26 protein-coding genes are annotated in these 22888 nt (G+C 58.9%); 11 read left to right on the top strand and 15 right to left on the bottom strand.

Annotation, left to right across the window (positions count from 1 at the left end):
• Positions 1-352 precede the first annotated feature (352 nt).
• From ASC90_RS10300 to ASC90_RS10275, 6 genes are all read left to right on the top strand, one after another.
• Positions 353-661, top strand: a complete 309-nt coding sequence (locus ASC90_RS10300; protein WP_162246966.1) for an MliC family protein — start codon at positions 353-355, stop codon at positions 659-661.
• A 178-nt stretch (positions 662-839) separates the two neighbouring features.
• Entirely contained in the window at positions 840-1976 is a 1137-nt protein-coding gene (locus ASC90_RS10295) for a calcium:proton antiporter (RefSeq protein WP_056539230.1), read from the top strand.
• 87 nt (positions 1977-2063) lie between these two features.
• Entirely contained in the window at positions 2064-2621 is a 558-nt protein-coding gene (locus tag ASC90_RS10290; protein WP_056540201.1) for a DedA family protein, read from the top strand.
• Positions 2622-2771: 150 nt separating this feature from the next.
• Positions 2772-3248 (top strand): Rrf2 family transcriptional regulator, encoded by a 477-nt coding sequence (locus ASC90_RS10285; protein ID WP_056539227.1) that lies wholly within the window; start codon positions 2772-2774, stop codon positions 3246-3248.
• A 59-nt stretch (positions 3249-3307) separates the two neighbouring features.
• Positions 3308-3547 (top strand): hypothetical protein, encoded by a 240-nt coding sequence (locus ASC90_RS10280; RefSeq protein ID WP_056540199.1) that lies wholly within the window; start codon positions 3308-3310, stop codon positions 3545-3547.
• Positions 3548-3555: 8 nt separating this feature from the next.
• Positions 3556-4221 (top strand): DUF2161 family putative PD-(D/E)XK-type phosphodiesterase, encoded by a 666-nt coding sequence (locus tag ASC90_RS10275; protein ID WP_056540196.1) that lies wholly within the window; start codon positions 3556-3558, stop codon positions 4219-4221.
• 54 nt (positions 4222-4275) lie between these two features.
• Here ASC90_RS10275 and ASC90_RS10270 read toward each other — a convergent pair whose 3' ends face one another.
• The 7 genes from ASC90_RS10270 to ASC90_RS10240 all read right to left on the bottom strand — a co-directional run bounded on the left by ASC90_RS10270 (position 4276) and on the right by ASC90_RS10240 (position 11825).
• Positions 4276-5040, bottom strand: coding sequence for a FadR/GntR family transcriptional regulator (locus ASC90_RS10270; RefSeq protein WP_244480360.1), 765 nt, complete (start codon positions 5038-5040; stop codon positions 4276-4278).
• A gap of 25 nt (positions 5041-5065) precedes the next feature.
• The gene (locus ASC90_RS10265; protein WP_056539219.1) at positions 5066-6124 is read right to left on the bottom strand and encodes a four-carbon acid sugar kinase family protein; all 1059 of its coding nucleotides are present in this window, start codon (positions 6122-6124) and stop codon (positions 5066-5068) included.
• Positions 6121-7113 (bottom strand): oligopeptide/dipeptide ABC transporter ATP-binding protein, encoded by a 993-nt coding sequence (locus ASC90_RS10260; protein ID WP_056539216.1) that lies wholly within the window; start codon positions 7111-7113, stop codon positions 6121-6123. Before ASC90_RS10260 ends, ASC90_RS10265 begins: the two co-directional genes overlap by 4 nt.
• Entirely contained in the window at positions 7113-8117 is a 1005-nt protein-coding gene (locus ASC90_RS10255; RefSeq protein ID WP_056539213.1) for an ABC transporter ATP-binding protein, read from the bottom strand. Before ASC90_RS10255 ends, ASC90_RS10260 begins: the two co-directional genes overlap by 1 nt.
• Entirely contained in the window at positions 8117-9076 is a 960-nt protein-coding gene (locus ASC90_RS10250) for an ABC transporter permease (protein WP_056539209.1), read from the bottom strand. The genes ASC90_RS10255 and ASC90_RS10250 overlap by 1 nt, the downstream gene beginning before the upstream one ends.
• A 2-nt stretch (positions 9077-9078) precedes the next feature.
• The gene (locus ASC90_RS10245; protein WP_056539206.1) at positions 9079-10035 is read right to left on the bottom strand and encodes an ABC transporter permease; all 957 of its coding nucleotides are present in this window, start codon (positions 10033-10035) and stop codon (positions 9079-9081) included.
• A 140-nt stretch (positions 10036-10175) separates the two neighbouring features.
• Complete coding sequence (locus tag ASC90_RS10240) at positions 10176-11825, bottom strand: ABC transporter substrate-binding protein (RefSeq protein ID WP_056539202.1); 1650 nt, start codon at positions 11823-11825, stop codon at positions 10176-10178.
• 302 nt (positions 11826-12127) lie between these two features.
• Between ASC90_RS10240 and ASC90_RS10235 the strand changes: the two genes are divergently transcribed.
• The 4 genes from ASC90_RS10235 to pdxA all read left to right on the top strand — a co-directional run bounded on the left by ASC90_RS10235 (position 12128) and on the right by pdxA (position 16677).
• The gene (locus ASC90_RS10235) at positions 12128-13042 is read left to right on the top strand and encodes a dihydrodipicolinate synthase family protein (protein ID WP_056539199.1); all 915 of its coding nucleotides are present in this window, start codon (positions 12128-12130) and stop codon (positions 13040-13042) included.
• 2 nt (positions 13043-13044) lie between these two features.
• Positions 13045-14226 carry an exo-alpha-sialidase gene (locus tag ASC90_RS10230; protein ID WP_156392899.1) on the top strand — a complete coding sequence of 394 codons (1182 nt, stop codon included), beginning with the start codon at positions 13045-13047 and terminating at the stop codon, positions 14224-14226.
• 296 nt (positions 14227-14522) lie between these two features.
• Positions 14523-15656, top strand: a complete 1134-nt coding sequence (locus tag ASC90_RS10225; protein ID WP_056539197.1) for an iron-containing alcohol dehydrogenase — start codon at positions 14523-14525, stop codon at positions 15654-15656.
• 31 nt (positions 15657-15687) lie between these two features.
• On the top strand, positions 15688-16677 hold the full coding sequence (gene pdxA, locus ASC90_RS10220) for a 4-hydroxythreonine-4-phosphate dehydrogenase PdxA (protein WP_056539194.1): 990 nt from the start codon (positions 15688-15690) through the stop codon (positions 16675-16677).
• A 194-nt stretch (positions 16678-16871) separates the two neighbouring features.
• On the opposite strand, the gene recX is transcribed toward pdxA, so the two are convergent.
• The 5 genes from recX to msrB (ASC90_RS10195) all read right to left on the bottom strand — a co-directional run bounded on the left by recX (position 16872) and on the right by msrB (ASC90_RS10195) (position 19768).
• On the bottom strand, positions 16872-17432 hold the full coding sequence (gene recX / locus ASC90_RS10215) for a recombination regulator RecX (RefSeq protein WP_056540191.1): 561 nt from the start codon (positions 17430-17432) through the stop codon (positions 16872-16874).
• A gap of 40 nt (positions 17433-17472) precedes the next feature.
• Positions 17473-17997, bottom strand: a complete 525-nt coding sequence (msrA, locus tag ASC90_RS10210; RefSeq protein ID WP_056539191.1) for a peptide-methionine (S)-S-oxide reductase MsrA — start codon at positions 17995-17997, stop codon at positions 17473-17475.
• Positions 17994-18443 carry a peptide-methionine (R)-S-oxide reductase MsrB gene (msrB, locus tag ASC90_RS10205; protein WP_056539188.1) on the bottom strand — a complete coding sequence of 150 codons (450 nt, stop codon included), beginning with the start codon at positions 18441-18443 and terminating at the stop codon, positions 17994-17996. The genes msrA (ASC90_RS10210) and msrB (ASC90_RS10205) overlap by 4 nt, the downstream gene beginning before the upstream one ends.
• 30 nt (positions 18444-18473) lie before the next feature.
• On the bottom strand, positions 18474-19121 hold the full coding sequence (gene msrA / locus ASC90_RS10200; protein WP_244480367.1) for a peptide-methionine (S)-S-oxide reductase MsrA: 648 nt from the start codon (positions 19119-19121) through the stop codon (positions 18474-18476).
• Between the two features lie 155 nt (positions 19122-19276).
• Complete coding sequence (gene msrB, locus ASC90_RS10195) at positions 19277-19768, bottom strand: peptide-methionine (R)-S-oxide reductase MsrB (RefSeq protein ID WP_056539182.1); 492 nt, start codon at positions 19766-19768, stop codon at positions 19277-19279.
• Between the two features lie 361 nt (positions 19769-20129).
• Here msrB (ASC90_RS10195) and ASC90_RS10190 point away from each other — a divergent pair, with 361 nt between their 5' ends.
• Complete coding sequence (locus ASC90_RS10190) at positions 20130-20588, top strand: GNAT family N-acetyltransferase (RefSeq protein WP_056539178.1); 459 nt, start codon at positions 20130-20132, stop codon at positions 20586-20588.
• Positions 20589-20632: 44 nt separating this feature from the next.
• Here ASC90_RS10190 and ASC90_RS10185 read toward each other — a convergent pair whose 3' ends face one another.
• The 3 genes from ASC90_RS10185 to ASC90_RS10175 all read right to left on the bottom strand — a co-directional run bounded on the left by ASC90_RS10185 (position 20633) and on the right by ASC90_RS10175 (position 22855).
• Positions 20633-20890, bottom strand: a complete 258-nt coding sequence (locus tag ASC90_RS10185) for a hypothetical protein (protein WP_056539176.1) — start codon at positions 20888-20890, stop codon at positions 20633-20635.
• Between the two features lie 121 nt (positions 20891-21011).
• Positions 21012-21704, bottom strand: a complete 693-nt coding sequence (locus tag ASC90_RS10180; RefSeq protein ID WP_056539173.1) for a TfuA-like protein — start codon at positions 21702-21704, stop codon at positions 21012-21014.
• On the bottom strand, positions 21701-22855 hold the full coding sequence (locus ASC90_RS10175; protein ID WP_056539170.1) for a YcaO-like family protein: 1155 nt from the start codon (positions 22853-22855) through the stop codon (positions 21701-21703). The genes ASC90_RS10180 and ASC90_RS10175 overlap by 4 nt, the downstream gene beginning before the upstream one ends.
• Between the last annotated feature and the right edge of the window lie 33 nt (positions 22856-22888).

Genomic DNA, 22888 nt, shown 5'->3' with positions numbered 1-22888 from the left:
GTTTCTTCCTTGCGAGCGACAACCCATCGGCATCTATCGCAAGTCGCGTCGCACTTCATCCCTGAACCCACGCCCACACAAACACCAATCGGATAAGATAGATTATGGAACTATTCAATTCTCTGCCAAGCCGCACGTCACCGCCGTGACTTTGATTGGCCGCGTTCAATGACAAGTTCCCAGCTAGCAGCTACCTCACAACAAGCTCACGCATTCCGCATAACCTTCTCGAGCGCATTTCGCGCCGGATTGACTACGCCGTAATCCGCGGCAACAACTAAGGTCAGCAAGAACGAGTCAATTTGGAGCTTTGGCCCCGAAGCCAATCTCCGTCGTTCAGAGGATGGCCAAAATGCATGGAAAGATAATTGTTTGCGCTGGAGTTCTCGTGATTTCCGTTGCGCCCCTCGACGCCTTCGCCACCGATGTCAAGTACACTTGCGCGAACGGCTCACGGCTGATGGTTCATTTCAGCCCGCCCAACGATCCCTCCGGCAAGGCCCGGCTTGTTTTTGCGGGATCAGGCAAGACCTACACCTTGCCTTTGGCCGTCTCGGCAGACGGCAGTCGCTACGCCGGCGCCGGTACCGAATTCTGGATCAAAGGCAGAAGCGCTACGTTGACGCGCGGCAGCTCCGCAATCATCTGCCAGGCCGACTAGAACGATGCGCAAAGCTACGCTCTCGGCCATCCTGGCATGCCTGCTGTCTGCAGCCGGAATGGCACCGGCGCGCGTCACGGCCGCCAATATAGGTAGGCTCAGGGGATCCCAAACCGTGCAATGGATAGCGGAGTTTTGCCAGAAATGGTGAACCAAATGAACGCGGAGGGACGATGAAATGACGGCCAACTCGGTTACGCCGCCTCGCCCCGGCGCCTCCCGGCTAGTGCGTCGCGAACGTTTTCTCGGCGTCAGCATTATTACCAGCATAGCGTTTCTGATCTACGGCGACGTGCTTCTTGGTCAATTCGCCCACCCATTCTGGCTGGCCTTGATCTTCGTGTGGCTGTTCTCGGTCGTTCTCGGTTCAGCACTATCGGTCGTACGGCATGCCGAACACCTCGCTGAACGGCTTGGGGAGCCGTACGGCACGCTCATTCTGACGCTGTCAATCACGTCTATCGAGGTGATGGCAATATCCGCGGTTATGACGCATGGCGAAAACAATCCCACGCTCGTACGCGACACGCTGTTCGCGGTCGTGATGATCATCCTCAACGGCATGGTCGGTCTGTCATTGCTTGTGGGCGGCTGGCGGCGGCCCGAGCAGCGTCACAACCTGCAGGGCGCCAATGCCTATCTCGGCGTGATCGTTCCTCTGGCGACGTTGAGCATGATCATGCCCAATTTCTCCCATCCCGCGGATGCGCCTGCCTACTCGACGGCCCAGCAAAACATCTTGATCTTCATATCGGTCGGACTGTACAGCGTGTTCCTCGCGCTCCAAACAGGTCGCCACCGCGGTTTCTTTGTTGACGAGACCGGCGGCGAATATGCAGCTGCCAGGACCGGTGTACATGACGATCCGCTGTGGCTGTCCGTCGTCCTCTTACTTTGCTACATGGCGCTCGTCGTCTTTCTCGTCGAACAGCTTGCGCCACCGGTGGACTACTTCATCGAAACGTTGCATGCTCCCGCTGCGCTCGGCGGTGTCGTCATGGCGGTGCTCGTTGCCACGCCCGAAGCCATAAGCGCCGTGCGCGCCTCCGTCGCCAACCACCTGCAGCGATCGGTAAACATCTTTCTCGGCTCGGTTCTCTCGACCATCGGATTGACGGTTCCCGCAATGCTGGCCCTCAGCCATATTACCGGTCACCCGATCGTGCTCGGGCTGGGACGCACAGATTCAGTGCTCCTTATATTGACGCTTTCCGTCAGCATCATCACCTTTGCAAGCGGCCGGACCCACCTGATGCAGGGTGCGGTTCATCTCGTGCTGTTTGGTGCGTATTTCCTGCTCATTTTCGCGACATGATCGTGCAGGTCGGACCTTCTTTGGACGTGTCCCTTCTGTTCGCGCCACTGCTATGGCACCACCATGCCAATTTTGGAGCTAGCCGACGTGTCTCTTGAACTCCTGATTGAAAACTACGGTCTGATCGCGATATTTCTGGGGACGGCGATCGAGGGAGAAACGGCGGCTTTTCTCGGCGGGGTGGCCGCCCACCGCCACCTGCTGAGCTACCTCACCGCATCTCTTGCGGCGTCCGCCGGGTCTTTCGCAGGTGACCAGATGTTCTTCTTCTTGGGACGGTATCTGCGGCGCCTTTCTTTCGTGCAGAGGATCATCGAGAAACCGGCTGTCGCGCGGGTCAACGGTCTACTCGAGCGCCATCCCATCGGTTTCATCTTCGCCTTTCGCTTTCTGCCGGGCTTGCGAACAATAAGTCCGGTTGTCATTGGAACAACAACGGTTCCTACAACCACCTTCCTTCTCCTGAATGTGGCTGCGGCGATGGTTTGGGGACAATTGTTTACAAGCGTGGGCTACATTTTCGGCCACGGCGTCGAACAACTCCTCGGGCATTTGTCGCTCCACCTGCACCTCATAATTGCCATGGCGGCCGCTCTCCTCTTGGTTTTTGCGGGGTCAGTTGTGCGCAGACGTGGATCTGTGTAACGCAATGTTTGATTGTCGCAGGTCGAAGGCTCACGACCTGCGACACCATCGTAATGGATAGATGGGCGTAATTGTTATGCAGGCGCAATTGATATACGGGCAATCTATCTTTAAACCCAGGCCAAACTATTTTCCTTGTGAGTTGCGCCGATGCGGCTGACCGTCTACTCCGACTACGCACTGCGCCTGATGATGTATCTCGCCCTCAACGGCGAGAGGCTGTCGACGATCGCCGAGATCGCCAAGGCCTATGACATATCCAAGGCTCATCTGATGAAGATCACCCACGAACTGGGCCAGAAGGGCTTTATCGACACGGTGCGAGGCCGCCAGGGCGGAATGCGTCTGGCGCGAGACGCCGGGCGGATCGGGATAGGAGAAATCGTGCGGGCCTGCGAGCCGGATTTTGCCATCGTTCCGTGCATGGAGGAAGGCTCCGGGATAGTATGTGTGGTCCAACCGGCATGCGTTCTCAAGCGCGCGCTCGCGTCCGCAACCGTGGCATTTCTGGACGTCCTCGACGGCTATACGCTTTCCGACCTTATTCTACCGTCAACACCACTGCGACAACTCCTGTCTCTTCCCAGCGAGAAGGCAGACCCGGCCTCCCGTCAGCGAAACCCATGAAGGTTGACATTCTTCAGCAAATCAGAACATTTCACGAACATAAATCAGGAATTGCAGCGATGTCATCTGGCGAAAAGTTCATTGTCCTCCCCTACCGCAAAAACCGGGGCAATCTGATCCCGGGAGAAATGCGACAGGCTTCAAATGCGGTTAGCGCAGAGAGGATCGCCTCCGCGATGTCGGCTCGCTTTGTCGGCGTGGCTGCTTATGCCGTTTTCGTTGACGAGGAGACCGGGGACATGTCCTCGCCACGGCTGCTGGCACGCCACGGCGAGATCGCCGATCTCAACGCTGCTTGATTGCCGCCGTGGAAACGTCACTCTACGCACCCGTCAAAGGCTTCCTAGAAGCGGCTGGCTACGAGGTAAAGGGAGAAGTCGGTGGCTGCGACCTCGTGGGCCTGAGTTCGGGCGAGCCCCATTTGGTGGTCGTATGTGAGCTCAAGCTTTCATTCAATCTGGAACTCATCCTGCAGGCAGTCGACCGCGCATCCATTTGCGATGAAGTATGGATTGCCGCACGGGTTTCGGCCACGGGGCGCGGGCGTGAATCGGACAAGCGTTTTCGCCATCTATGCCGTCGTCTCGGAATTGGCATGCTTGGCGTCGCAGACACCGGCGAAGTCAGCATCATCGTCAGTTCGGTCTCGCCGATGCCTCGCACGAATTCCAAGCGAAGGTCGCGTCTTGTCGACGAGCATCGCCGTCGACGCGGCGACCCGACCCCCGGTGGTGGATCAAGAGCACCCATCCTGACCGCTTACCGGCAACAGGCACTGGCGTGCGCATCTGCGATTCAGCGTGGCCATTTGCGACCTCGCGACATGAAGACGGTTGCTCCTGACGCCGGGAAAATTCTGCTGAGCAACGTATATGGCTGGTTCGAGCGGCGCGAAAAAGGTGTGTACGCCCTGACTGAGGCAGGTGAAAGCGCCCTCATCCGCTGGCCTCAGGCCGTTCCCAGCGCACTCTAATACGCGCTTAGGCTCCGCATCCAACGCAGGTCATTGCCGTCCCCACTCCGACCTCTAGAACGAAAGGTCGAGCGCCCGGCCCTCGAATAGCCTGTCTCTTGACCCTTCGAGGTGCAATTGCATCAGATCGCGTGCTTCCTCGGCCCTGCCTTCGGAAATCGCCTTGTAGATCGCGTTGTGTTCCTGGAATACCTGCTCGAGGCCTGGCCGTGGTCCCAGCAACGAAAGCCCGTGAAGGTGCATGCCAACGGCGATATGTGCCTTCAGGGCATCGATGGAGGCCGTATAATAGTGATTGTTGGCAGCTTCTGTCACCGAGCGGTGAAAGTTGAAATCGGCATCCGTGCGATGCAACTGATGGCTGGTTGCCTCTCTAAGGTCGGCGAGCGCCGACGCAATCTTCTGGACGGCCGCGTCATCGCGCCTCTTGGCTGCGAAAAAGGCGGCAGCTGGTTCAATCGTCAAACGGAATTCATAGCAGCGTTGAATATCCGCAATCGTCTTTACCGGTGAATAGGCAAGCTGCGTGGTCGGCAAGCCGTGGGCGCTGACAAAGGTTCCGGCCCCCTGGCGCGCATAGACCATCCCCTGGTCCCGCAGGCGAGCCAAAGCGTCGCGCACGATGGGACGAGAGACGCCCAGCAGCGAGGCAAGCTCGTGCTCACCCGGCAGCCGCGAGTCCGCCGGATAGTTGCCGGAGCGGATGCGTTCCAGGAGTTGGTCAAAAACGCGATCGACCAGCTTCACGGCCTTGCCTCGCCCGGACTTGCCTACCGGGTTCGCTTGTCCGCCCGCCGATACACCGTTCGCTTCATCCACGTTCATTCTCCCCGTCGGCATCGCCTCACGCCGCCTGATTCTGTGAAATCAGTCTTAGCAAACTATCATAATTCCCGAAGCCCCCGGACTTCACGGCACAACGGAAGCGAGCTCCATCAGAGGCCATTACCTCAAACCAAGGAATTCCTGCCTCGATTTCGCCCTTCGGAATCAGGATCCGAATTCCAAGCCTGCGCAGGACAGCAAGCGCGGTATCTCCTCCGCCCACCATCAGCATATCCGGACGCGTATTCTCTATCACCAATTGTACGCCCTGTGCAAAGCGGTCTGCTACGACGGCGGCGTCGGTAGCGAGTTCGCCAGTGCAACGCAGCAAGAGCGGAAGGGTTTGTCCTATCCCCTGCCCTACAATTCCCATGGGCGCATCAACCACGCCACACAAGGCGCCCGCCCCCTCCAGCATACGCATCTGGCTTGCGGTAATAGGATCACGCGTGCCGAAAGCGAAGAGGGTCTTGCGAGCCGGCTCATACTTTTGCCGTGCCAAGCCTGCCTGGCCGACGCTGCGCGCAAGTGCACTACCGAGACCCCGCGCGCCAACCGCGAGAGTGAGCTTCCAGTCGTGCGCCGTTGCGATCCTGTCGAGATCGGCATCACTTGCTGCATCGGCAATGAGGACGCCGTGGGGCTCTTGGAAGAGTTCAGCGATCGGCAGCGCCCGCTCGACGCCGCGCCCCACGACGTGGCCGTCTCGTGTATACCGAAGTTGATCCGGAATGGCTGGCGCAACCACGATCCGCGAATGACCGAATACTTCCGCCAGGCGCACGCTTTCCGAAGCCACATTCCCCTTCAGGCGTGAATCGATTTTCTTGAGGACGATCTTCGGGAAGGCGGCAAGAAGGGCGCTGGCCGCGAGACCGACCCTCCTTGCCGCTTCCTCCTCCGGGAGAGCCCTTGAGGCGGTATTGACCACGACTACCTCCGAACCCGTTGCGAGCGCCTCCGGTATGGCTTCGATGTCGATCGCAACGACGACGGAAAGACCAGCGTCGACGAACGGGGTTCCCGTGTCGAGCGCACCGGTCAGATCGTCGGCGATGATAGCGACCTTCAGCGTCATGCAGTCTGTCCTGTGTTGACCGCGTGGCAGGCGACGAGATGACCGGGTCTTGCTTCCTTCCACTCCGGCACTACCGTGCTGCAAACATCCATGGCCACTGGGCAGCGGGTGTGGAAACGGCAGCCGCTCGGCGGGCTGAGCGGACTCGGCACGTCGCCCTGCAGGATCTGGCGGTTGCGGGTACGCTCCAGTTCCGGATCGGTTTCCGGCACGGCTGAAAGCAATGCCTTGGTGTAAGGATGCAGCGGGTTTTCGAACAATTCCTCGCGGGTGGCGAGTTCCGCCAGACGGCCGAGATACATGACGCCGACGCGGGTGCTGATGTGGCGAACCACCGCCAGATCGTGGGCGATGAACAGGTAGGTCAGGCCGTATTTTTCCTGCAGGTCGAGCAGCAGGTTGATGATCTGTGCCTGGATCGAGACGTCGAGCGCAGAAATCGCTTCGTCGCAGACGATAAATTTGGGCTGGCAGGCCAGTGCGCGGGCGATGACGACGCGCTGGCGCTGGCCGCCGGAGAGTTCGTGCGGATAGCGCTGCGCAAAACGCGTCGGCAGGCCCACGTCGGTCAGGAGCGCCGCGACCTTGTCCTTCAGCTCGGCCTTGGTGCAGAGCTTGTGGAACAGGATCGGCTCTCCGACCGCCTCACCGATCGTCATGCGCGGGTTGAGCGTCGAATAGGGATCCTGGAAGACGATCTGCAGGTCGCGGCGGAACGGCCGCATCTGCTTTTCATCCAGTGTCGCCAGATCCTGGCCCTTGTAGACGACCCTGCCGCTGGTCGCCTTGTAGAGGTTGAGGATGGTGAAGCCGGTGGTCGACTTGCCACAGCCGGATTCGCCGACGAGGCTCAGCGTCTCGCCTTCCATGATGTCGAGGTTGACGTTGTCGAGCGCATAAACGGTGGCCGAGCGCTCGCCGAAGGCGCCGAGCCTGACGTGGAAATGCTTGACAAGGTTTTCGATCTTGAGCAGCGGTTGGGCACCCATCACGCAGCCTCCTGCATTCTCTGGACGACGAAACAAGCGGCACGGTGGTTTCCGCCGCCTGATATAGGCTCGAGTTTCGGCACGCTTTCATGGCAGATGGCTTCCGCCAGCGGACAGCGTGGGGCAAAGGGGCAACCTTTGGGACGGCGGCCGGGCTCGGGCGGCGTGCCGCCGATCGAGCTCAGGCGGCTTGCCGGCGCATCCGACAGTTTCGGGATCGAGGCAAGCAGGCCGCGGGTATAGGGATGGCTCGGGCGAGCGTAGAGCTCGTCGACCGGTGCGTCCTCGACGACCGTGCCTGCGTAGAGCACGGCGACGCGGTCGACGAGCCCGGCGATCAGCGCCAGATCATGGGTGATCCAGACGACCGACATGCCGAGCTTGGCACGCAGATCCTTTACCAGATCCACGATCTGCGCCTGGATGGTGACGTCGAGCGCCGTCGTCGGCTCGTCAGCGATCAAAAGTTTCGGATTGCAGGCAAGGCCGATGGCGATCATCACGCGCTGGCGCATGCCGCCGGAGAGTTCGTGCGGATAGGCCTGCAAACGCTCTTCCGGGCCGGGAATGCCGACGAGGCGCAGCAGTTCGACAGCGCGAACGCGGGCCTCCGGCTTCTTCATGCCGCGGTGATAGATCAGCGGTTCACAGATCTGGTCGCCGATGCGCATGACCGGGTTGAGCGAGGTCATCGGGTCCTGGAAGACGAAGCCGATATCGCCGCCGCGAACCTTGCGCAACTCGCGGTTCGACATCTTCTGCAGATCGCGGCCATCGAAGCTCGCCGAGCCCTTGGTGACCTTGATCTTGTTCGGCAGCAGCCGCATCAGGCTCAGCATCGTCAAGCTCTTGCCGCAGCCGGATTCGCCGACCACGCCTAGCGTTTCGCCCTTGTTGACATAGAGGTCGATGCCATCGACCACCACGGCAGCGCCGTTGCGACCGTCGATCTCGACGGTCAGGTCGCGGACATCGAGCAGTTTCTCGTTCGACTTGATGTTCATCACTTGCTGCCCCGCGGATTGAGTGCATCGTTGAGGCCATCGCCGAGGAAGCTGAAGGCGACCGAGGCAAGGCCGAGAACGGCTGCCGGTGCGGCGAGCAAGTGCGGATAGTGTTGCCAGACGCGAAGGCCGTCCGAGATCATGTTACCCCAGCTCGGAGTTGGCGGATTGACGCCAACGCCGAGGAAGCTGAAGGCACTTTCCAGCACCATCGCCGTGCCAAGACCGGCGCTGACGGAGACAATCAGCGGACCTAGCGCGTTCGGAATGACGTAGCGCTTCATGATGATCCAGTTGGAAAGGCCGAGCGCCTGGGCTGCCGTGATATAGGGCCGGCTGCGGATCGACAGCACCTGGGCGCGTACGAGGCGCGCATAGGGCGGCCAAGAGATCAGCGCCATCGAGCCGAACACCAGCATGAAATCGACCCAGATGGTCTGGCGATAGAAGGGATTGAGGGTCGCGAGATACTGCGCTTCCATCCACTTGGTGATCGGCGACTTCAGCGATGCGTTGATGACGACGACGAGCAGCAGGTTCGGCACCGACATGGTCATGTCGGTCAGCCACATGATGACGCGATCGAAGGGATTGCCGAAGAAGCCGGCGATGGCGCCGAGGGTCGTACCGATGAATACGGCGATCAGGGTGACGATGACGGCGACCAGAAATGCGGTGCGCGTTCCGAAGACGACGCGGCTGAAAACATCACGACCGAGGTCGTCGGTTCCAAAGAGGTGGTTCAACGAGGGTGCTGCGTTTCGCGCCTGTAAATCCTGGCTCAGATAATCATAGGGTGTGAGATACGGTCCAAAGATCGCCGCGAAGGCGAGGATAAGCACGACGACAAGACCGAAGACCGCGAGCTTGTTGCGCTTCAGGCGATGCCAGGCGTCGCGCCACAGACTGACAGGTGCTTCGTCCTGGACTGCGACGGGTGAGAGAGGGATGGCGGACATGGTCAGCGGCTCCTTCTTGCATCATTGGCACGCGGATCAAGCAGCGGGTAAAGCACGTCCACCAGAAGGTTCGACATCATCACCAGGAAAGATCCGATGAGCGTAATTGCCAGGATGACCGGATAATCGGAATTGGTCAGCGCCTGCACGGTGAGACGACCGAGACCCGGCAAACCGAAGACGAGCTCCACAAAGATAGCGCCGTTTACGATGGTGATCATGATCAGTCCGAGTTGAGTGACGACGGGCGTCAGCACGGGGCGCAGGATATGGCGCAGCGCTACGATAATCTCGGGCACCCCCTTGGCGCGGGCCGTGCGAACAAAATCCTCGGACAGCACCTCGATCACAGCGGCGCGGGTCTGCCGCACGATCAACGCGATCGGCTGGAAGGACAGCACGACGAGCGGCAGCAGGATGCGTACGTCGAAGATACCGCCCCAGCCATAGGGCACACTGGCGCCTGGCAGGAGAACAATGAGGCCTACCATCAGCAGTGGGCCAGCGACATAGGCCGGTATCGCCCACAGGAAGAGGGCCGAACCGAGAATCGCATAGTCGAGACGACTGTTTTGGTTCATCGCGGCGATCATGCCAAGCGGGATTGCAACGACCGTCGTGAGGATGATGGAACAGAGAGCAAGCTTGAAGGAGACGGGAGCTGCGGCCGAGACCATCGCCCAGACCGAGCGACCGGAGGTCAGCGAATTGCCAAACTGGCCATGCAACAGGTTCCAGATGTAAAAGCCGAACTGCTCGATAAATGGCTTGTTCAGGCCGGCGCTCTCGCGGATCGCCTCGATGCGCTGCGGATTGTATGCAACATCGCCCGGGGCACGCAGAAAGATCAACTTGATCGGATCGCCGGCGCCGTAGAAAGCCAACGCGTAAACGGCCAGCATCACAATCAGCACGGACGGAATCCAGATGGCAAACCGCGTCAGCACGTAGCGTAACAAGGTCACCTCCCACCAGTTTGCAGACACGTTTCCGCTCAACGCGGACATGCGATGTCTTTTTGAAACTTGCGCGAAGGCCTTGCGGTCTTCGCGCGATTACTATTGCCTGGAGGCTATCGGTCTCGACGATTCGTGTCGGCTCAGCCGATCGAGATGTCCCAGGGCGCCACGACCTGCCAGTCGAGGTTCTTCTCCATGCCCTTTACCTCCTTGGTAGCCCAGCGCGACATCGCCTGAGAGTACCACGGAATGAAGACCCAATCTTCGCGGAATGCTTTCTGGGCATCCTGTGCGAGCTTGATGCGCTCGGGATCGGCGGCAGCTTTGGTAGAGGCTTCAGCGAGTGCCGCATCCACCTTGTCGTTCTTGTATCCGCCGAGCTTGTTCTGCGCGTTCGACGAGGTCGAGGCAATCGAACCCGCAAGATAGGAAACGGCATCGGGCACGCGAGTGCCGACGTCGTCACGGAAGATCTGGACAGCGTTCTGGTCCGGACCCGCATAGGCGTCTTGCTGCGGCTTCATGTCGACGGCGGTGATGCCGAGGTTTTGGCGCCATTGTTCGGCGATGAATTGGGCAGCCGCCTGAATCGCCGGGCCTGAGATGCCGACGAAGAGGATCTTCGGCAGGCGCTCGGGGCCACCGTAACTGGATTCGGCAAGCAACTTCTTGGCTGCTGCGGGGTCGTATGAATAGGGCTCAAAGCCGGAGTTGTCGGCACCCGGCACCGAGTTCAGGATCTGGTCGGCCTTCTTGTGCGGACCGTCGGGATAGGAGGCCTTGAACAGACCATCACGATCGATCGCCATGATGAGCGCCTGGCGAACCTTCGGATCGTCCATCGGCGCGCGGGAAATGTTGAACCAGAAGTGCTGACTGGTCGGGATCAGCGGGCCTGCGGAGAATTCTGGGCCGAGGTCCTGGATGATCGTCGAGGTCACCAGTTCGGTGTGAGCGTTGAATTCGCCAGACTTGATGAGCGACGTCGCGGTGACATTGTCTTCGATCGAGGTGATCTCGATACGCGCCAGCTTCGGTTTCGGTCCGAAGAAGTTCTCGTTCGGCTCGAAAACCAGCTTGCCGGCGTCGATGTCGATGCTGGTCAGCTTGAAGGGGCCGGAGTAAACCGCGCTGCTATCAGGCTTGTACCAGTCGGCAATCTCTTCGCCGTCACTGCCACGCGATTGCGCCGCCTTGGTGATCGGCGCGATATGATTGGCAAGCCGCATGAAAAAGATCGGATCGGCTTCGGTCAGGGTGACCACGACCGTACCTTCGTCGGGCGTCGCAACCCCAGTCAACTCGTTGCCTGCGCCGGCGCCGATTTCCTTGTAACCCTGAACCTTGCTCAGGACCTGATCCGCACGCTGGCTCTTGGTGTTCGGCATCGAGGCCACTTCCCAGGACCCCTTGACGTCAGCCGCCGTGATCTTGCTGCCGTCGGAGAAGACAGCCTTGGGGTCGATCTTGAAAGTCCAGACCTTGTTGTCCGGCGATTCCCAACTGGTGAAGACGTAAGGGTTGATCTTGCCTTCGCTATCGAAATACATCGGCGAGGCCCACCAGATCGAATTCCAGCGGAACGGCACGCCGCCGCCGCGCAACGGCGACCAATCCTGGTTGAAGGCCGGGTTGGCGACCTTCAGCACCTGGCCTTCGTCGGCCATCACTATGCGGGCGTTTAGGCCGAAAACCGTAAGGCCTACGCCGGCAGCAAGGCCGAGCTTCAGCGCATCCCGGCGCGACATCTGGGCTTTCGGCGATGTATTCCCTTCATTCCGATCAGTCATCTTGTCCTCCCATGACGAAATCAGTGACGCGCCCGCTTTTCACTCATCCCGAGGGTGCGTCACGACATGACGTTGACACTCGCCCGTTAATGTAAATATGTCAATGAAAATTAATTTTCAAAAACACATTTGGCACAATCGAAATATTTCATCGATATTTTTCAATGTGTTGAAAAATCGTCATCACCCCATCTCGCATTGTCATATTGACAACAATGTCGATCAGGAACAAGAAAACGGCATTCTGCGGGCCAGTCGCGCCCTGCCGCCCAATGCGCGACGTCCATTCGAGGAGCAACGAAATGAACAACCACGCGATTACAGGCGTATTCAGCGCTGCCGCCACGCCCCTGAATACCGACGGGAGCCCCGACCTCGGACTGTTCGCCGAGCACTGCAAGCGCCTCCTCGCCGAGGGCTGCCATGGCGTGGCGCTTCTTGGCACAACCGGCGAAGCAAATTCGTTCTCCTCCAGCGAGCGGCGCACGATCCTCGAGGCTGCGCTGCGGGCTGGCGTCCCGGCTGACAAACTGCTTCCTGGCACCGGCGTCGTCGCGGCCAGCGAAACGGTGGAGCTTACAAAGCATGCGCTTTCCCACGGCGTCACCAAGGTGGTGATGCTGCCTCCGTTCTACTACAAGGGTGTTTCAGACGACGGCCTTTTTACTGCCTATTCTCAGATACTGGAAAAGATCGCGGACAGCCGTTTGCAGGTCATTCTCTACCATATACCTCAGGTCTCAGGGATCCCACTCTCGATAGCCCTGATAGGCCGGCTGATCGCGGCTTTTCCGGACACTGTTGTCGGCATCAAGGAATCTGCCGGTGATTTCAACAACATGCAGGCAATCGTTGCTGCCTACCCAGGATTTTCGGTTCTTGCCGGTGCCGATCCGCTGCTGTTGCCACTATTGAAGGTGGGCGGCGCCGGCTGCATTACCGCCACGTCCAATCTCGTTGCAGGTTCGTTGCGCACCGTCTACGACAAGGTCGACGACGCTTCACAGACCGCCGTCGTCGAGAAAGCGCAGGCGCGGATCAACGCTTATCGCACGCTTTCCAACTCCTATGTACAGATCCCGACGATCAAGGCCATGATCGGACTGAAGACCGGAAACCCCGCATGGAAGCGGACGCGTGCGCCGCTGATGCCGATCAGCGACGCCGACTACGCCTCACTTTCGGAAAACTACGCGAAGTTGCCAGAAGGAGAGTGACCGTGATTTCAACAGGCCTGAGGCCGGAAGATGTTCCGGCATTTATGACTGGCGAGATCGCCACGAGCCAGACACAAGACGGGCGAGCGGATGCCTATCTGCCCTCCCCCTGCATTCAGAACCACGCAGCCAATCTTGCCTTCCTTCCCGATGGCACGCTGACATGCGCATGGTTCGGCGGGACGATGGAGGGAATGGGTGACATATCGATTTACATGTCACGGCTTTTGCCGGGCAAGTCGCGCTGGACAACCCCTGAAAAAATGTCGGACGACCCTGCCAAATCTGAACAAAACCCATTGATTTTCAATGCACCAGACGGAAAAATCTGGCTGCTTTATACTTCGCAAACGGCTGGCAACCAGGATGGCTCCGTTGTCAAATGCCGTATTTCCGAAGACGGTGGCAAAACGTTCGGTGACGTCAAGCTGCTGTGCGATATTCCGGGCACATTCGTTCGCCAGCCGATCGTCGTCAACAATCGCGGCGCATGGTTGCTACCGGTGTTCCGCTGTGTCGGGCTGGCAGGCGAACGCTGGACAGGCGACGCCGATACGGCTGGTGTTCTGATCTCGCGCAATCACGGCAAAAGCTGGGAGATGACAGACGTTCCCGACAGCCTGGGCGCGGTGCACATGAACATCGTGCCTCTCGAAGGCGACAGGCTTGTAGCCTTCTATCGCAATCGCTTTTCCGAATGCGTGCTCTCCAGCCAATCAACGGACGACGGCGAAAGCTGGAGTGCGCCAGCGCCGGTGGATCTTCCAAACAACAACTCGTCGATCCAGGCCATCATGTTGGAAAGTGGCCAAATTGCAATGGTTTACAACCATGCGAATGCATTGACATCCGACTCTCGCAGGCTTTCGCTCTACGACGAAATCGAGGGAGAGGAAAGCGCTGCGCCGGTGCCGACATCCGATCGACGCAAGGCCGTCTGGGGCGTCCCGAGGGCGCCGCTCAGCCTGGCATTCTCCAGTGACGGCGGCGTCAGCTTCCGGCACCGTATCGACCTTGATACCGGCGACGGCTATTGCCTGAGCAACAATTCAAAAGACGCGCTGAACCGCGAGTTCTCCTACCCTTCGATCACCCAAGGGCAGGACGGCTCGATCCATATCGCCTACACCTACTACCGGCGAGCGATCAAATATGTGCGTCTCTCGCCTGACAGAATGGCCTGAGCCCGCCTCCAGAACGAGCGGTCGCCCTCCGGGGCGCCGTTGGCAGCATTGGCACGTGCTTTTACAACTGACGATACTGGCGAGCTTGCGCCTCTAGATCCATACTACGAGCCAACAGATTCACCTAAGCACACATACATCTGTATTTGTTATCTTTTTCCGATTGAATCAGTTGAAGCGGTTAGATATTTGGACAAATTTACTTTGAAAGCTTGCCAATCGAAGCGAGCTTGTATAACAACTTTACATCTATTCGGCATGTACCGTGCCAGTGCATTCACGAAGGGAGTGGTCCTGTGGTCAGCTTGGATTCACCTATCACAATCGTCCGGCCGCATCTGATTGAATTCGGCGTCGGGACGGCGGAGCGCCTGGGGATGTGGGCAAGCCAAAAGGGTTATGCGCGCATTCTTGTCATATCCGACGCTTTCAACGCCACCAGGATTGATGCACTTGGCTTGAGAGGGGAAGTGACGGTGTTCGCCGACGTGACGCCCGAGCCGGATACCGCCAATCTCGACAGGGTGCTATCTGCGGCCAACGCGGCAGACGCCCAGCTCGTAGTGGGGTTCGGCGGCGGAAGCGCCATGGATCTGGCAAAGCTTGCCGCCGTTCTTGCTGGCTCATCGCAGACCCTGCGTGACGTGGTCGGTCCCAACAGGGTAGCCGGCCCTCGCCGCGTGGCGCTGGCACAGGTGCCGACGACATCCGGAACGGGCAGCGAGGCTGGTATCCGGGCTCTGGTGACCGATCCGGTGACCATGGCCAAGCTTGCCGTTGAAAGTATTCACATGCTTGCGGACATCGCTGTGATAGATCCGGCGCTGACATTTTCAGTTCCTGCGCGCACCACAGCTGCAACTGGTGTCGATGCCATGGCGCATTGCGTCGAAGCCTTCACAAACCGCAAGGCGCACCCGATGATCGACCTCTACGCGATAGAAGGTACGCGACTTGTGGGAAAATATCTGGCGCGCGCAGTCAGAGATGGTGATGACGCTGAGGCACGTGCCGGCTTGTGTCTGGCGTCACTGTATGGCGGCTTTTGCCTGGGCCCGGTCAACACCGCAGGCGGACATGCGCTGGCCTATCCGCTTGGCACCCGATGGCATGTTGCCCATGGCGCGGCAAATGCGCTGATCTTCCCCCACGTGCTCGCCTTCAACACGCCGGCTGCTGCGGAGAAGACCCAAGCCATCATGGATGCTCTCGGCTGTAAAACCTCAACGAGTACACAGTCGGTTTTCGATGCGGCCTATGCCTTCTGTGCCGAGCTCGGCATCGAAATGAGGCTGTCCGGCCTCGGCGTGCCAGAGGGTGATCTCGACGCCATGGCGGACGATGCCTTTGCCATCCGCCGCCTGCTCGACAATAATCCGCGCGATCTGTCGCGCGAAGATATCCGCTCGATTTACGAAGCAGCCTTCTAGGCGCGTCACGATTCAAGAAGGAATGAGAGTGATGGACAGGAATGCGAAAGTCGCGGTGACACTCGGCGACCCGGCGGGCGTCGGCCCCGAGGTGATCGTCAAGGCGCTGGCGGCGATGCCGGAGGTAGAGCGCGACGATTTCGTCATCGTCGGGAACATCGATGCGCTTGAACGGGCAAATCGCACCGCGAGCACCGGTCTTTCGTTTACCACGGCCGGATCTGCCGTAGCAGGAAGGATCACAGTCGATGAGGTAGAGCTTGGTGCCCCTTTACCGGACATCGGTAAAGTCAGCCCGGTCGCCGGCGATGCTTCGGTGCGCTATATCACCCGCGCCGTCGATCTGGCGATGTCCGGCTTAGCCGATGTCATCGTCACCGCACCGATCAATAAGGAAGCAATGAACCTTGCAGGCCACCATTTCGACGGACATACGGGCTTGCTGGCGCATCTGACCGGATCGAAGAGTTCCTTTATGCTGCTTGCCTCCGAGCGGCTAAACACCATTCACGTGTCAACGCATGTCTCCCTCAAGGGTGCCATCGAACGCGCGAAGACCGAGCGCGTGCTGGCAACGATCGAGGCTGGGCACAATCACTTCATGCGGCTTGGTCAGAAAGCTCGCATCGCGGTCGCCGCACTCAATCCGCATTGCGGCGAGAACGGCCTATTTGGCAACGAAGACATGGAATTCCTGGCGCCTGCTGTTGAACTGGCGCAGGCAAAAGGCATCGACGTTGTCGGTCCGATCTCGGCGGATACAGTATTCGCACGCGCCTATAATGGCGCATTCGATCTGGTGATCGCGCAATACCACGATCAGGGTCATATCCCGATCAAGCTGGTTGCTTTCGAGACCGCAGTGAACGTCTCGCTCGGCCTTCCGATCGACCGGGTTTCCGTCGACCACGGCACTGCCTTCGACATTGCCGGAACGGGCAAAGCCAATCACGCCAACATGCTATCCGCCATCGCCTATGCACGGCTGATGGCTCGTTCGCCTCGTCGACAGATGGCCTGACGGTTTTGTAAGCCTGTAGCCAAGCGGCAGCAGGTCTGTCATCGCACCGGAACGGCTCAGAGGCGGCGGGAGCGCGGTGGCCCTCGCCGCAATTCCATATAGATGGAGAGGCGGTCACGAACGCCGATTAAGGGATATCGTGACAACTGTCGCTGCGGGAAGAGACGACGCGACTCCCTCGACATCGCACAAAGTCAAGAGTTGCCGCTCCGTTTGGTCTCAATGAGACCTTCCGCTCCGTCCCGGGTCATCTCAAGCACCGCACGCCCGATCTCGAAGCCAAACCCGTTTCGCGCAAATGCGGACACCTCCTTCGCGCGCTGCTTGTCATCCGGTGCGTCACGGCGAAAAGGACCAAAGGAGCGTTTGCGCGCGAACACGACGGCGGCGAACAGATCATCACTATCTTCCAACGCCGCTGTCGCGATCTCACGGTCAATGCCTTTCAGCGACAGCCTTTGGGCAATGACCCTTTTTGATTTGCCGTTGCGGACACCGGCGCGGGTGCTCATCTCGGCATAGGCAACATCATTCAATGCCCCCTGCCCGTAAGCGAATTTCACCGCCGAGTCGGCAACGGCTTCCACCTGCAGCGCATTGATGCCCTCGAATTTCTGGCGGGCCTTTCTTGCGATGGCATCAAACAACTGCTTTTCCGTCATCATCCTGCGTCCCAGTCGATAAATCGCAGAATTTCGCGCCCAACTGAGCATGCGAGCAGTCGGGATGTCGGTTTGCACCTCGTCATCAGTCAACGTTGGCTGGCCACCAGCAGACATTTCGAAGGCGTTACGCTCAGGACGCCTGGCGCGCTGAGGCAGCATGCCTGCTCGGGAGCTTCCAGCCCGGCCGCACAAAGTGGCAGGTGTAACCGTTCGGAATGCGTTCCAGATAGTCCTGATGTTCCGGCTCCGCTTCCCAGAAGTCGCTTACAGGCGTTACCTCGGTCACGACCTTACCCGGCCAAATACCAGACGCTTCCACATCGGCAATTGTCTCTTCCGCCACCCGCTTCTGCTCGTCGCTCGCGTAGAAGATCGCCGAGCGGTAGCTGGACCCGAGATCATTACCCTGGCGGTTCAACGTGGACGGATCGTGGATCTGGAAAAAGAACTCAAGGAGGTCGCGATAGCTGATCCGTGAAGGATCAAAGACAATCTCGATCGCCTCGGCATGATTGCCATGATTGCGATAGGTCGCGTTGGGAACTTCACCACCGGTGTAACCCACGCGCGTCGAGATGACGCCGTTGTAGCGGCGAATGAGATCCTGCATGCCCCAAAAACAACCGCCAGCGAGCACAGCGCGTTCCGTAGTCATTGAACTTCCTCCACCTGATCGAGATAGGCGCCATAGCCTTCCGCGTCCATCCTGTCACGAGGAACGAAACGCAAGGACGCTGAATTGATGCAATAGCGCAAGCCGCCGCGGTCGATCGGGCCGTCCGGGAAAACATGCCCCAGATGACTGTCGCCATGGGCCGAGCGCACCTCAGTCCGCAACATGCCGTGTGAACGGTCGGACAACTCGCTAACGTTTGCAGGCTCGATCGGCTTCGTGAAACTGGGCCAACCACAACCAGATTCATACTTGTCGGATGAGGCGAACAGTGGCTCGCCGGAGACCACATCCACATAGATGCCCGGCTCCTTGTTACCGAGATACTCGCCGGTACCGGGCCGCTCCGTGCCAGCCTGCTGCGTCACGCGATATTGTTCAGGAGAGAGCTTCGCTATGGCATCGGCGCTCTTACTGTAAGACTGCATTTCAAATCTCCTATCGATTGATGCCGTCGCTCAATTCGACCCCGAATCCGCCACGAGGACAGGTTTGGCGCGATAATCCGCCGGGAACAACTGCTTGAGGCTTTCGATCTTGGGCAAATCGTTGACCACTATATAGGGATAGGTCGGGTTGTTTGTCAGGAAGTTCTGATGATATTTTTCGGCGGGATAGAATGTTTTGCCGAGCTCGATCCGCGTGACAATCGCAGCATCGAAGACACGAGACTGATTGAGCTGGCTGATGTAGGCCCTTGCAATCCTTGACTGCTCGGCATTTGTGGGAAAGATCGCCGAGCGGTACTGCGTGCCGGTGTCCGGTCCCTGACGATTGAGTTGCGTCGGATCGTGGGCCACCGAGAAATATATCTGCAGTAGATGGCCGTAGCTGATCCTTCTCGGATCGAAGGCGACACGGACGGATTCGGCGTGGCCGGTGTTGCCGCTGCTCACCATTTCGTACTGGGCAGTATTCTTATTGCCTCCGGCATAGCCTGATTTGGCACTGACGACGCCCTTGACGTGCTGAAACACGCCCTGGACGCCCCAGAAGCACCCACCGGCGAAAGTAGCGACCTCGGTGCCTGGGCCCGGCTGCTGATCCATCGCCGGAGCCGGAATCGTTCGTGCCTCCTCCGCTAACGAGGGCGTGACATGAAGCATGACGCATGCAGTAAGAATGGTGGCTGCGCATGTGAGGACGCCCAACGGACGTCGGAACAAGGTGGATTTGTGTTGGTCGTGCATGATGCTTTCCCTTGGTCTACGTGAGCACAGTCCTGAAAGCCGGGATCGATGAGGTCCCAGGCTCCGGCCGATCAGGCAAACGCCGGATGAAACTTCAACGCTAATCCGTTGAGGCAATAGCGCAAGCCTGTCGGCTTCGGTCCATCGTCAAAGAGATGTCCGAGGTGACCACCACAGCGACTACAATGAACCGCCTCGCGGACCATGCCATAAGAAGTGTCGCGCGTTGTTCCTATCGCCTGGTTATTGAGTGGAGCCCAGAAACTGGGCCAGCCCGTCCCACTGTCGAACTTGGTACTCGAAGCGAAAACGTCCTGTTCACAGCCAGCACAAGCAAAATTCCCCTTGCGTTTCTCATGCAGCAAAGGGCTGGTATACGGCCGTTCGGTTCCCTCCTGGCGAAGAACCGCGTATTGATCGGCCGTCAGCAATTTGCGCCATTCAGCTTCGCTATGGACAACGGCATAGCCGTCACCAGCCATCGCCGCCCCCTGACCAATGCCAAGCCGCAAGCCAACTCCAGCAAGCCCGGCATTCAAAAGCAGCTGCCGTCTATTCAGCATCTCACTCTCTCCCCATCCGATCTGGCTTGTACGTGTCCGGCACGGATTTTGTTACATGTCATCGTAAGAAAACCTCCCTGGGGATCAGCCTTGGACCCATGCCATCAAGGCAAGCTGCTCCAACCCGATGTAGCAGAATGCCTACGCCGCCCTACGACAAGCGTAAGCTAGGTCATATGGTCGCTTTTAAAAGGTGCCGATCTGCAACCCGTCTCGGGTGCCGATCTCGCGGAAAACAGGTGTCACGACGAAGTCACAACACATTGGGTCGAGCGTGTGCTTAATTGCCACCACGGAGTTTGCGGCAAGCTACGCCAAGTGAGCGAGCCTTCTCCGCGGGAGCGTATCATAGCAGGTTTGAATGCTTATTAGCTTGAGAAGAATAGATCGCGCGGACGTGGTGCGAGGCGGACACATCATCGTCAAGGCCTACGCCGAGCCTCCATGGGAGGAAAATTGGACGATCGAGAACGCGACCTCACGGCTCGATGAACTGGCGACCACCCCCGGTTATCTGGCTGTTGCGGCGTACGACGCGGATGATCTCGTCGGGTTCGCCTTCGCTGTACCGCACACCTCGGCGATCGGCCGCGGCCTCCAACTAGCAGAGATCGCGATACTGCCCCAACATCAGCGGACCGGGATAGGAACACGGCTGCTGCGCCATATCGAGCACGAGGCTCTTAGCCTCGGGTACGCGCAGATATGGCTCGTGTCACAACGCGCTGGTGCAGTCGCTGACTATTACACAGCCAACGAATACTCTCCGTCCTGCAAGCTATGTGTCTATTCCAAGCGTTTGGGCGATCACGCTCTGTAGATAGGTTCGGAAACGACGTTGGGACCGGCGTGTGAGGTGACCTGCTAATGGGTCTTCCGGCTCACCGCTGCGGTACAAAGGGCTGGCACCGGCAGTTCGCCGCTGGGCATATCGAGAATCTCTCGGTTCACGGCTTGCAGCGCCAGTTCAAGCCAATGCATGGCACCTACAAGTTCAGCATCGTGCGCGGCGCCTTGCGCATAGGTGATCAACCGCGAGAGCGCGAGGAGTTCATTCAGGTCCTCCACGGACCTTCCCTGTCGAACCATAGCCGCCGGGTCTTTTTCGGAGGTGGCGCTCATTTACGTTCTCCAACAATCTCAGAAAATTATAGGAGTGGCAGGAGCTGAGAGCCCGTGAATAACGCGTGACACCATCTCTGATTGCAATCTATAAAGCATTCAATCGGGAGCAGTCTGAGATCTAGGAAAGACGTGTATGGTTGAGCCGCCAAAGCCTGGCTCGGTCATCACGAACGCCGCCCGCCGAGCGCATCGCATCGACAAGTTCGAGTGCATCGATCCTCTTTTGATCAACAGCGTTTGATGTCAGCGTCGAGAGCAGCTCCTGCCGCTGCGGCGAATTGATCCCGTCGCAGGTCGCGACGATCATGCTCCACGTGCGCTGCTTGAAAAACAACCTGGAAGCTGCCTGCTCCAGGAGAACGCGCAACTGGCCCTTAATCCGCCCTTCGACTTCAAGCCTGTCGAGAGTTGCTCTGACATTCACAAGGGGCACCGTCAGGGGCGCATATCCGTATTCCAAGGGGGCATGCTGGAGAGCGACGTCGGCATCATCCATGGTCAAGCCGCTCGCATATTCCCCGAAGATCCGACCTATACCGATCATTCCGTACGTCTGGCATTCCGCCGCACGCAACGCCCCCATGCTCGCGGCACCGAACACAGTCACGTTTTGGGAAAGCGCATAAAGTATCTCCTTGTGTCGGACGGGAGCCACGTATTCGAACCCACCATCAACGATTCCGATTACATCAGCACCTTGCTGGACTGCCGCTAGCACATCTCCTTGAATCGCCGGGCCGAGCGTGGTGATCTCGCCACCGACGAGTGACCTGGCATCCGGCAGACTGGGACCGACAAAGATGATCTTCACGGACCCAGGGCTTTCGAAATCGCCCGCGCGCCATAGCGTCGTGCACGTTTTCCATCCGGGTTTTCGAGGTCGGGAACGAACACCTTCGCGACACTGAAAGGGAGCCCGGGATCACTCAGAGGCACGACCAGGACAGAGCCTATCTGACGTTCTCGCAAGGCATTCAGTGTGTTGTCTAGATGTTCCGAAAGTGATTTCGGTTCCATCGAGAAACCTGTTGCCGGAGCTGCCGGTTTGGCATCGAACGCCCTGCGTATCTCCTCTGGAAGAGGCATCAGAAATGTATTCGGCGATATGTCGTCGCGCGCGCCGCCAATGTAGGTCAAACGGGATTGCGCCGCTTCGGTTATTGCCCGTATCGCCGCTCTCACGGAGTATGGATGTGCACCACTTCCCCCCGTTACCTCAACGAACCGGATATGCCTGTCACGTTGAACCGCACAGGGACCCAGAATAGCTGTGAAACATGGAATTGTAACATCGCTGGTGATGTCAAAAAGCCGAAGAGAGAGGCCCGCTGCTTCGATCCTTCCAATCAAATCAAGCAAAGCAGGATCACCGAAGGCGCAGGGATCGACACACCGCGAATACCGTTCACTCTCGTCCGCTATGCGCCAAAGGACCTGGGCATCCCGTTCGATACGCTCGAGGATTCCATGGAAGGTCGCCTCTTCCAGAGTATTGCCGGAAGCCAACCCGTCGGAAGACATCCAGAATCTGGTGTCTCGTGTTCGGTCAAGAAGCGTGGCCTCGAAGGGCACATAGGTTTCCGCCCCGGTCAGCAAATCCCTCGCCAGGGCCCACTGAAGCTCGTCATCCAATTCGATATCGTCCTTGTGGAGACCGATCAGCACCTCGAGCGTATCGACAGTGTGTCCCGAATCCTGGAGCTGGCGCGCGCTCGCCTTGACGGGACTGACGGCGGGATCGCTGGCTACGGCGCGCTCCAATGCCTCCATTGCCGCCGATACCTTGGCGTCGTCGTCACTCAATCCCTTACCCTGCGCGACGACGATCGACCGCGCGTTGGGTGTAAAAGCGCACCAGACCGGAATGCCGAGGAAATCCAGACCTGTGTGACGTGCAAGGCGGGTCACGCCGAAATCAGCCAGGATCGGCATGATCCGAGCCAGGGTTTGCGCCGACGACATCGCCCGGTCGGAGTATTTAAAGGCTTGAAAGGC

Origin of the sequence: Rhizobium sp. Root1220 (assembly GCF_001426265.1) — a bacterium.
In the GTDB taxonomy this organism is placed as follows: Bacteria; Pseudomonadota; Alphaproteobacteria; order Rhizobiales; family Rhizobiaceae; genus Rhizobium.
This window is presented reverse-complemented; position numbering and strand designations above follow the sequence as displayed.

Bases quoted from the DNA above. Each gene is read 5' to 3' on its own strand.
- ASC90_RS10300 (WP_162246966.1), top strand. From the start codon at position 353: ATGCATGGAAAGATAATTGTTTGCGCTGGAGTTCTCGTGATTTCCGTT.
- ASC90_RS10285 (WP_056539227.1), top strand. From the start codon at position 2,772: ATGCGGCTGACCGTCTACTCCGACTACGCACTGCGCCTGATGATGTAT.
- msrA (WP_056539191.1), bottom strand. From the start codon at position 17,997: ATGACTACGGAACGCGCTGTGCTCGCTGGCGGTTGTTTTTGGGGCATG.
- msrB (WP_056539188.1), bottom strand. From the start codon at position 18,443: ATGCAGTCTTACAGTAAGAGCGCCGATGCCATAGCGAAGCTCTCTCCT.
- ASC90_RS10265 (WP_056539219.1), bottom strand. From the start codon at position 6,124: ATGACGCTGAAGGTCGCTATCATCGCCGACGATCTGACCGGTGCGCTC.
- ASC90_RS10280 (WP_056540199.1), top strand. From the start codon at position 3,308: ATGTCATCTGGCGAAAAGTTCATTGTCCTCCCCTACCGCAAAAACCGG.
- msrA (WP_244480367.1), bottom strand. From the start codon at position 19,121: ATGCTTCATGTCACGCCCTCGTTAGCGGAGGAGGCACGAACGATTCCG.
- ASC90_RS10295 (WP_056539230.1), top strand. From the start codon at position 840: ATGACGGCCAACTCGGTTACGCCGCCTCGCCCCGGCGCCTCCCGGCTA.
- pdxA (WP_056539194.1), top strand. From the start codon at position 15,688: ATGGACAGGAATGCGAAAGTCGCGGTGACACTCGGCGACCCGGCGGGC.
- ASC90_RS10175 (WP_056539170.1), bottom strand. From the start codon at position 22,855: ATGTCGTCGGCGCAAACCCTGGCTCGGATCATGCCGATCCTGGCTGAT.
- ASC90_RS10240 (WP_056539202.1), bottom strand. From the start codon at position 11,825: ATGACTGATCGGAATGAAGGGAATACATCGCCGAAAGCCCAGATGTCG.
- ASC90_RS10255 (WP_056539213.1), bottom strand. From the start codon at position 8,117: ATGAACATCAAGTCGAACGAGAAACTGCTCGATGTCCGCGACCTGACC.
- ASC90_RS10190 (WP_056539178.1), top strand. From the start codon at position 20,130: ATGCTTATTAGCTTGAGAAGAATAGATCGCGCGGACGTGGTGCGAGGC.
- ASC90_RS10260 (WP_056539216.1), bottom strand. From the start codon at position 7,113: ATGGGTGCCCAACCGCTGCTCAAGATCGAAAACCTTGTCAAGCATTTC.
- msrB (WP_056539182.1), bottom strand. From the start codon at position 19,768: ATGCTGAATAGACGGCAGCTGCTTTTGAATGCCGGGCTTGCTGGAGTT.
- ASC90_RS10250 (WP_056539209.1), bottom strand. From the start codon at position 9,076: ATGTCCGCCATCCCTCTCTCACCCGTCGCAGTCCAGGACGAAGCACCT.
- ASC90_RS10185 (WP_056539176.1), bottom strand. From the start codon at position 20,890: ATGAGCGCCACCTCCGAAAAAGACCCGGCGGCTATGGTTCGACAGGGA.
- ASC90_RS10235 (WP_056539199.1), top strand. From the start codon at position 12,128: ATGAACAACCACGCGATTACAGGCGTATTCAGCGCTGCCGCCACGCCC.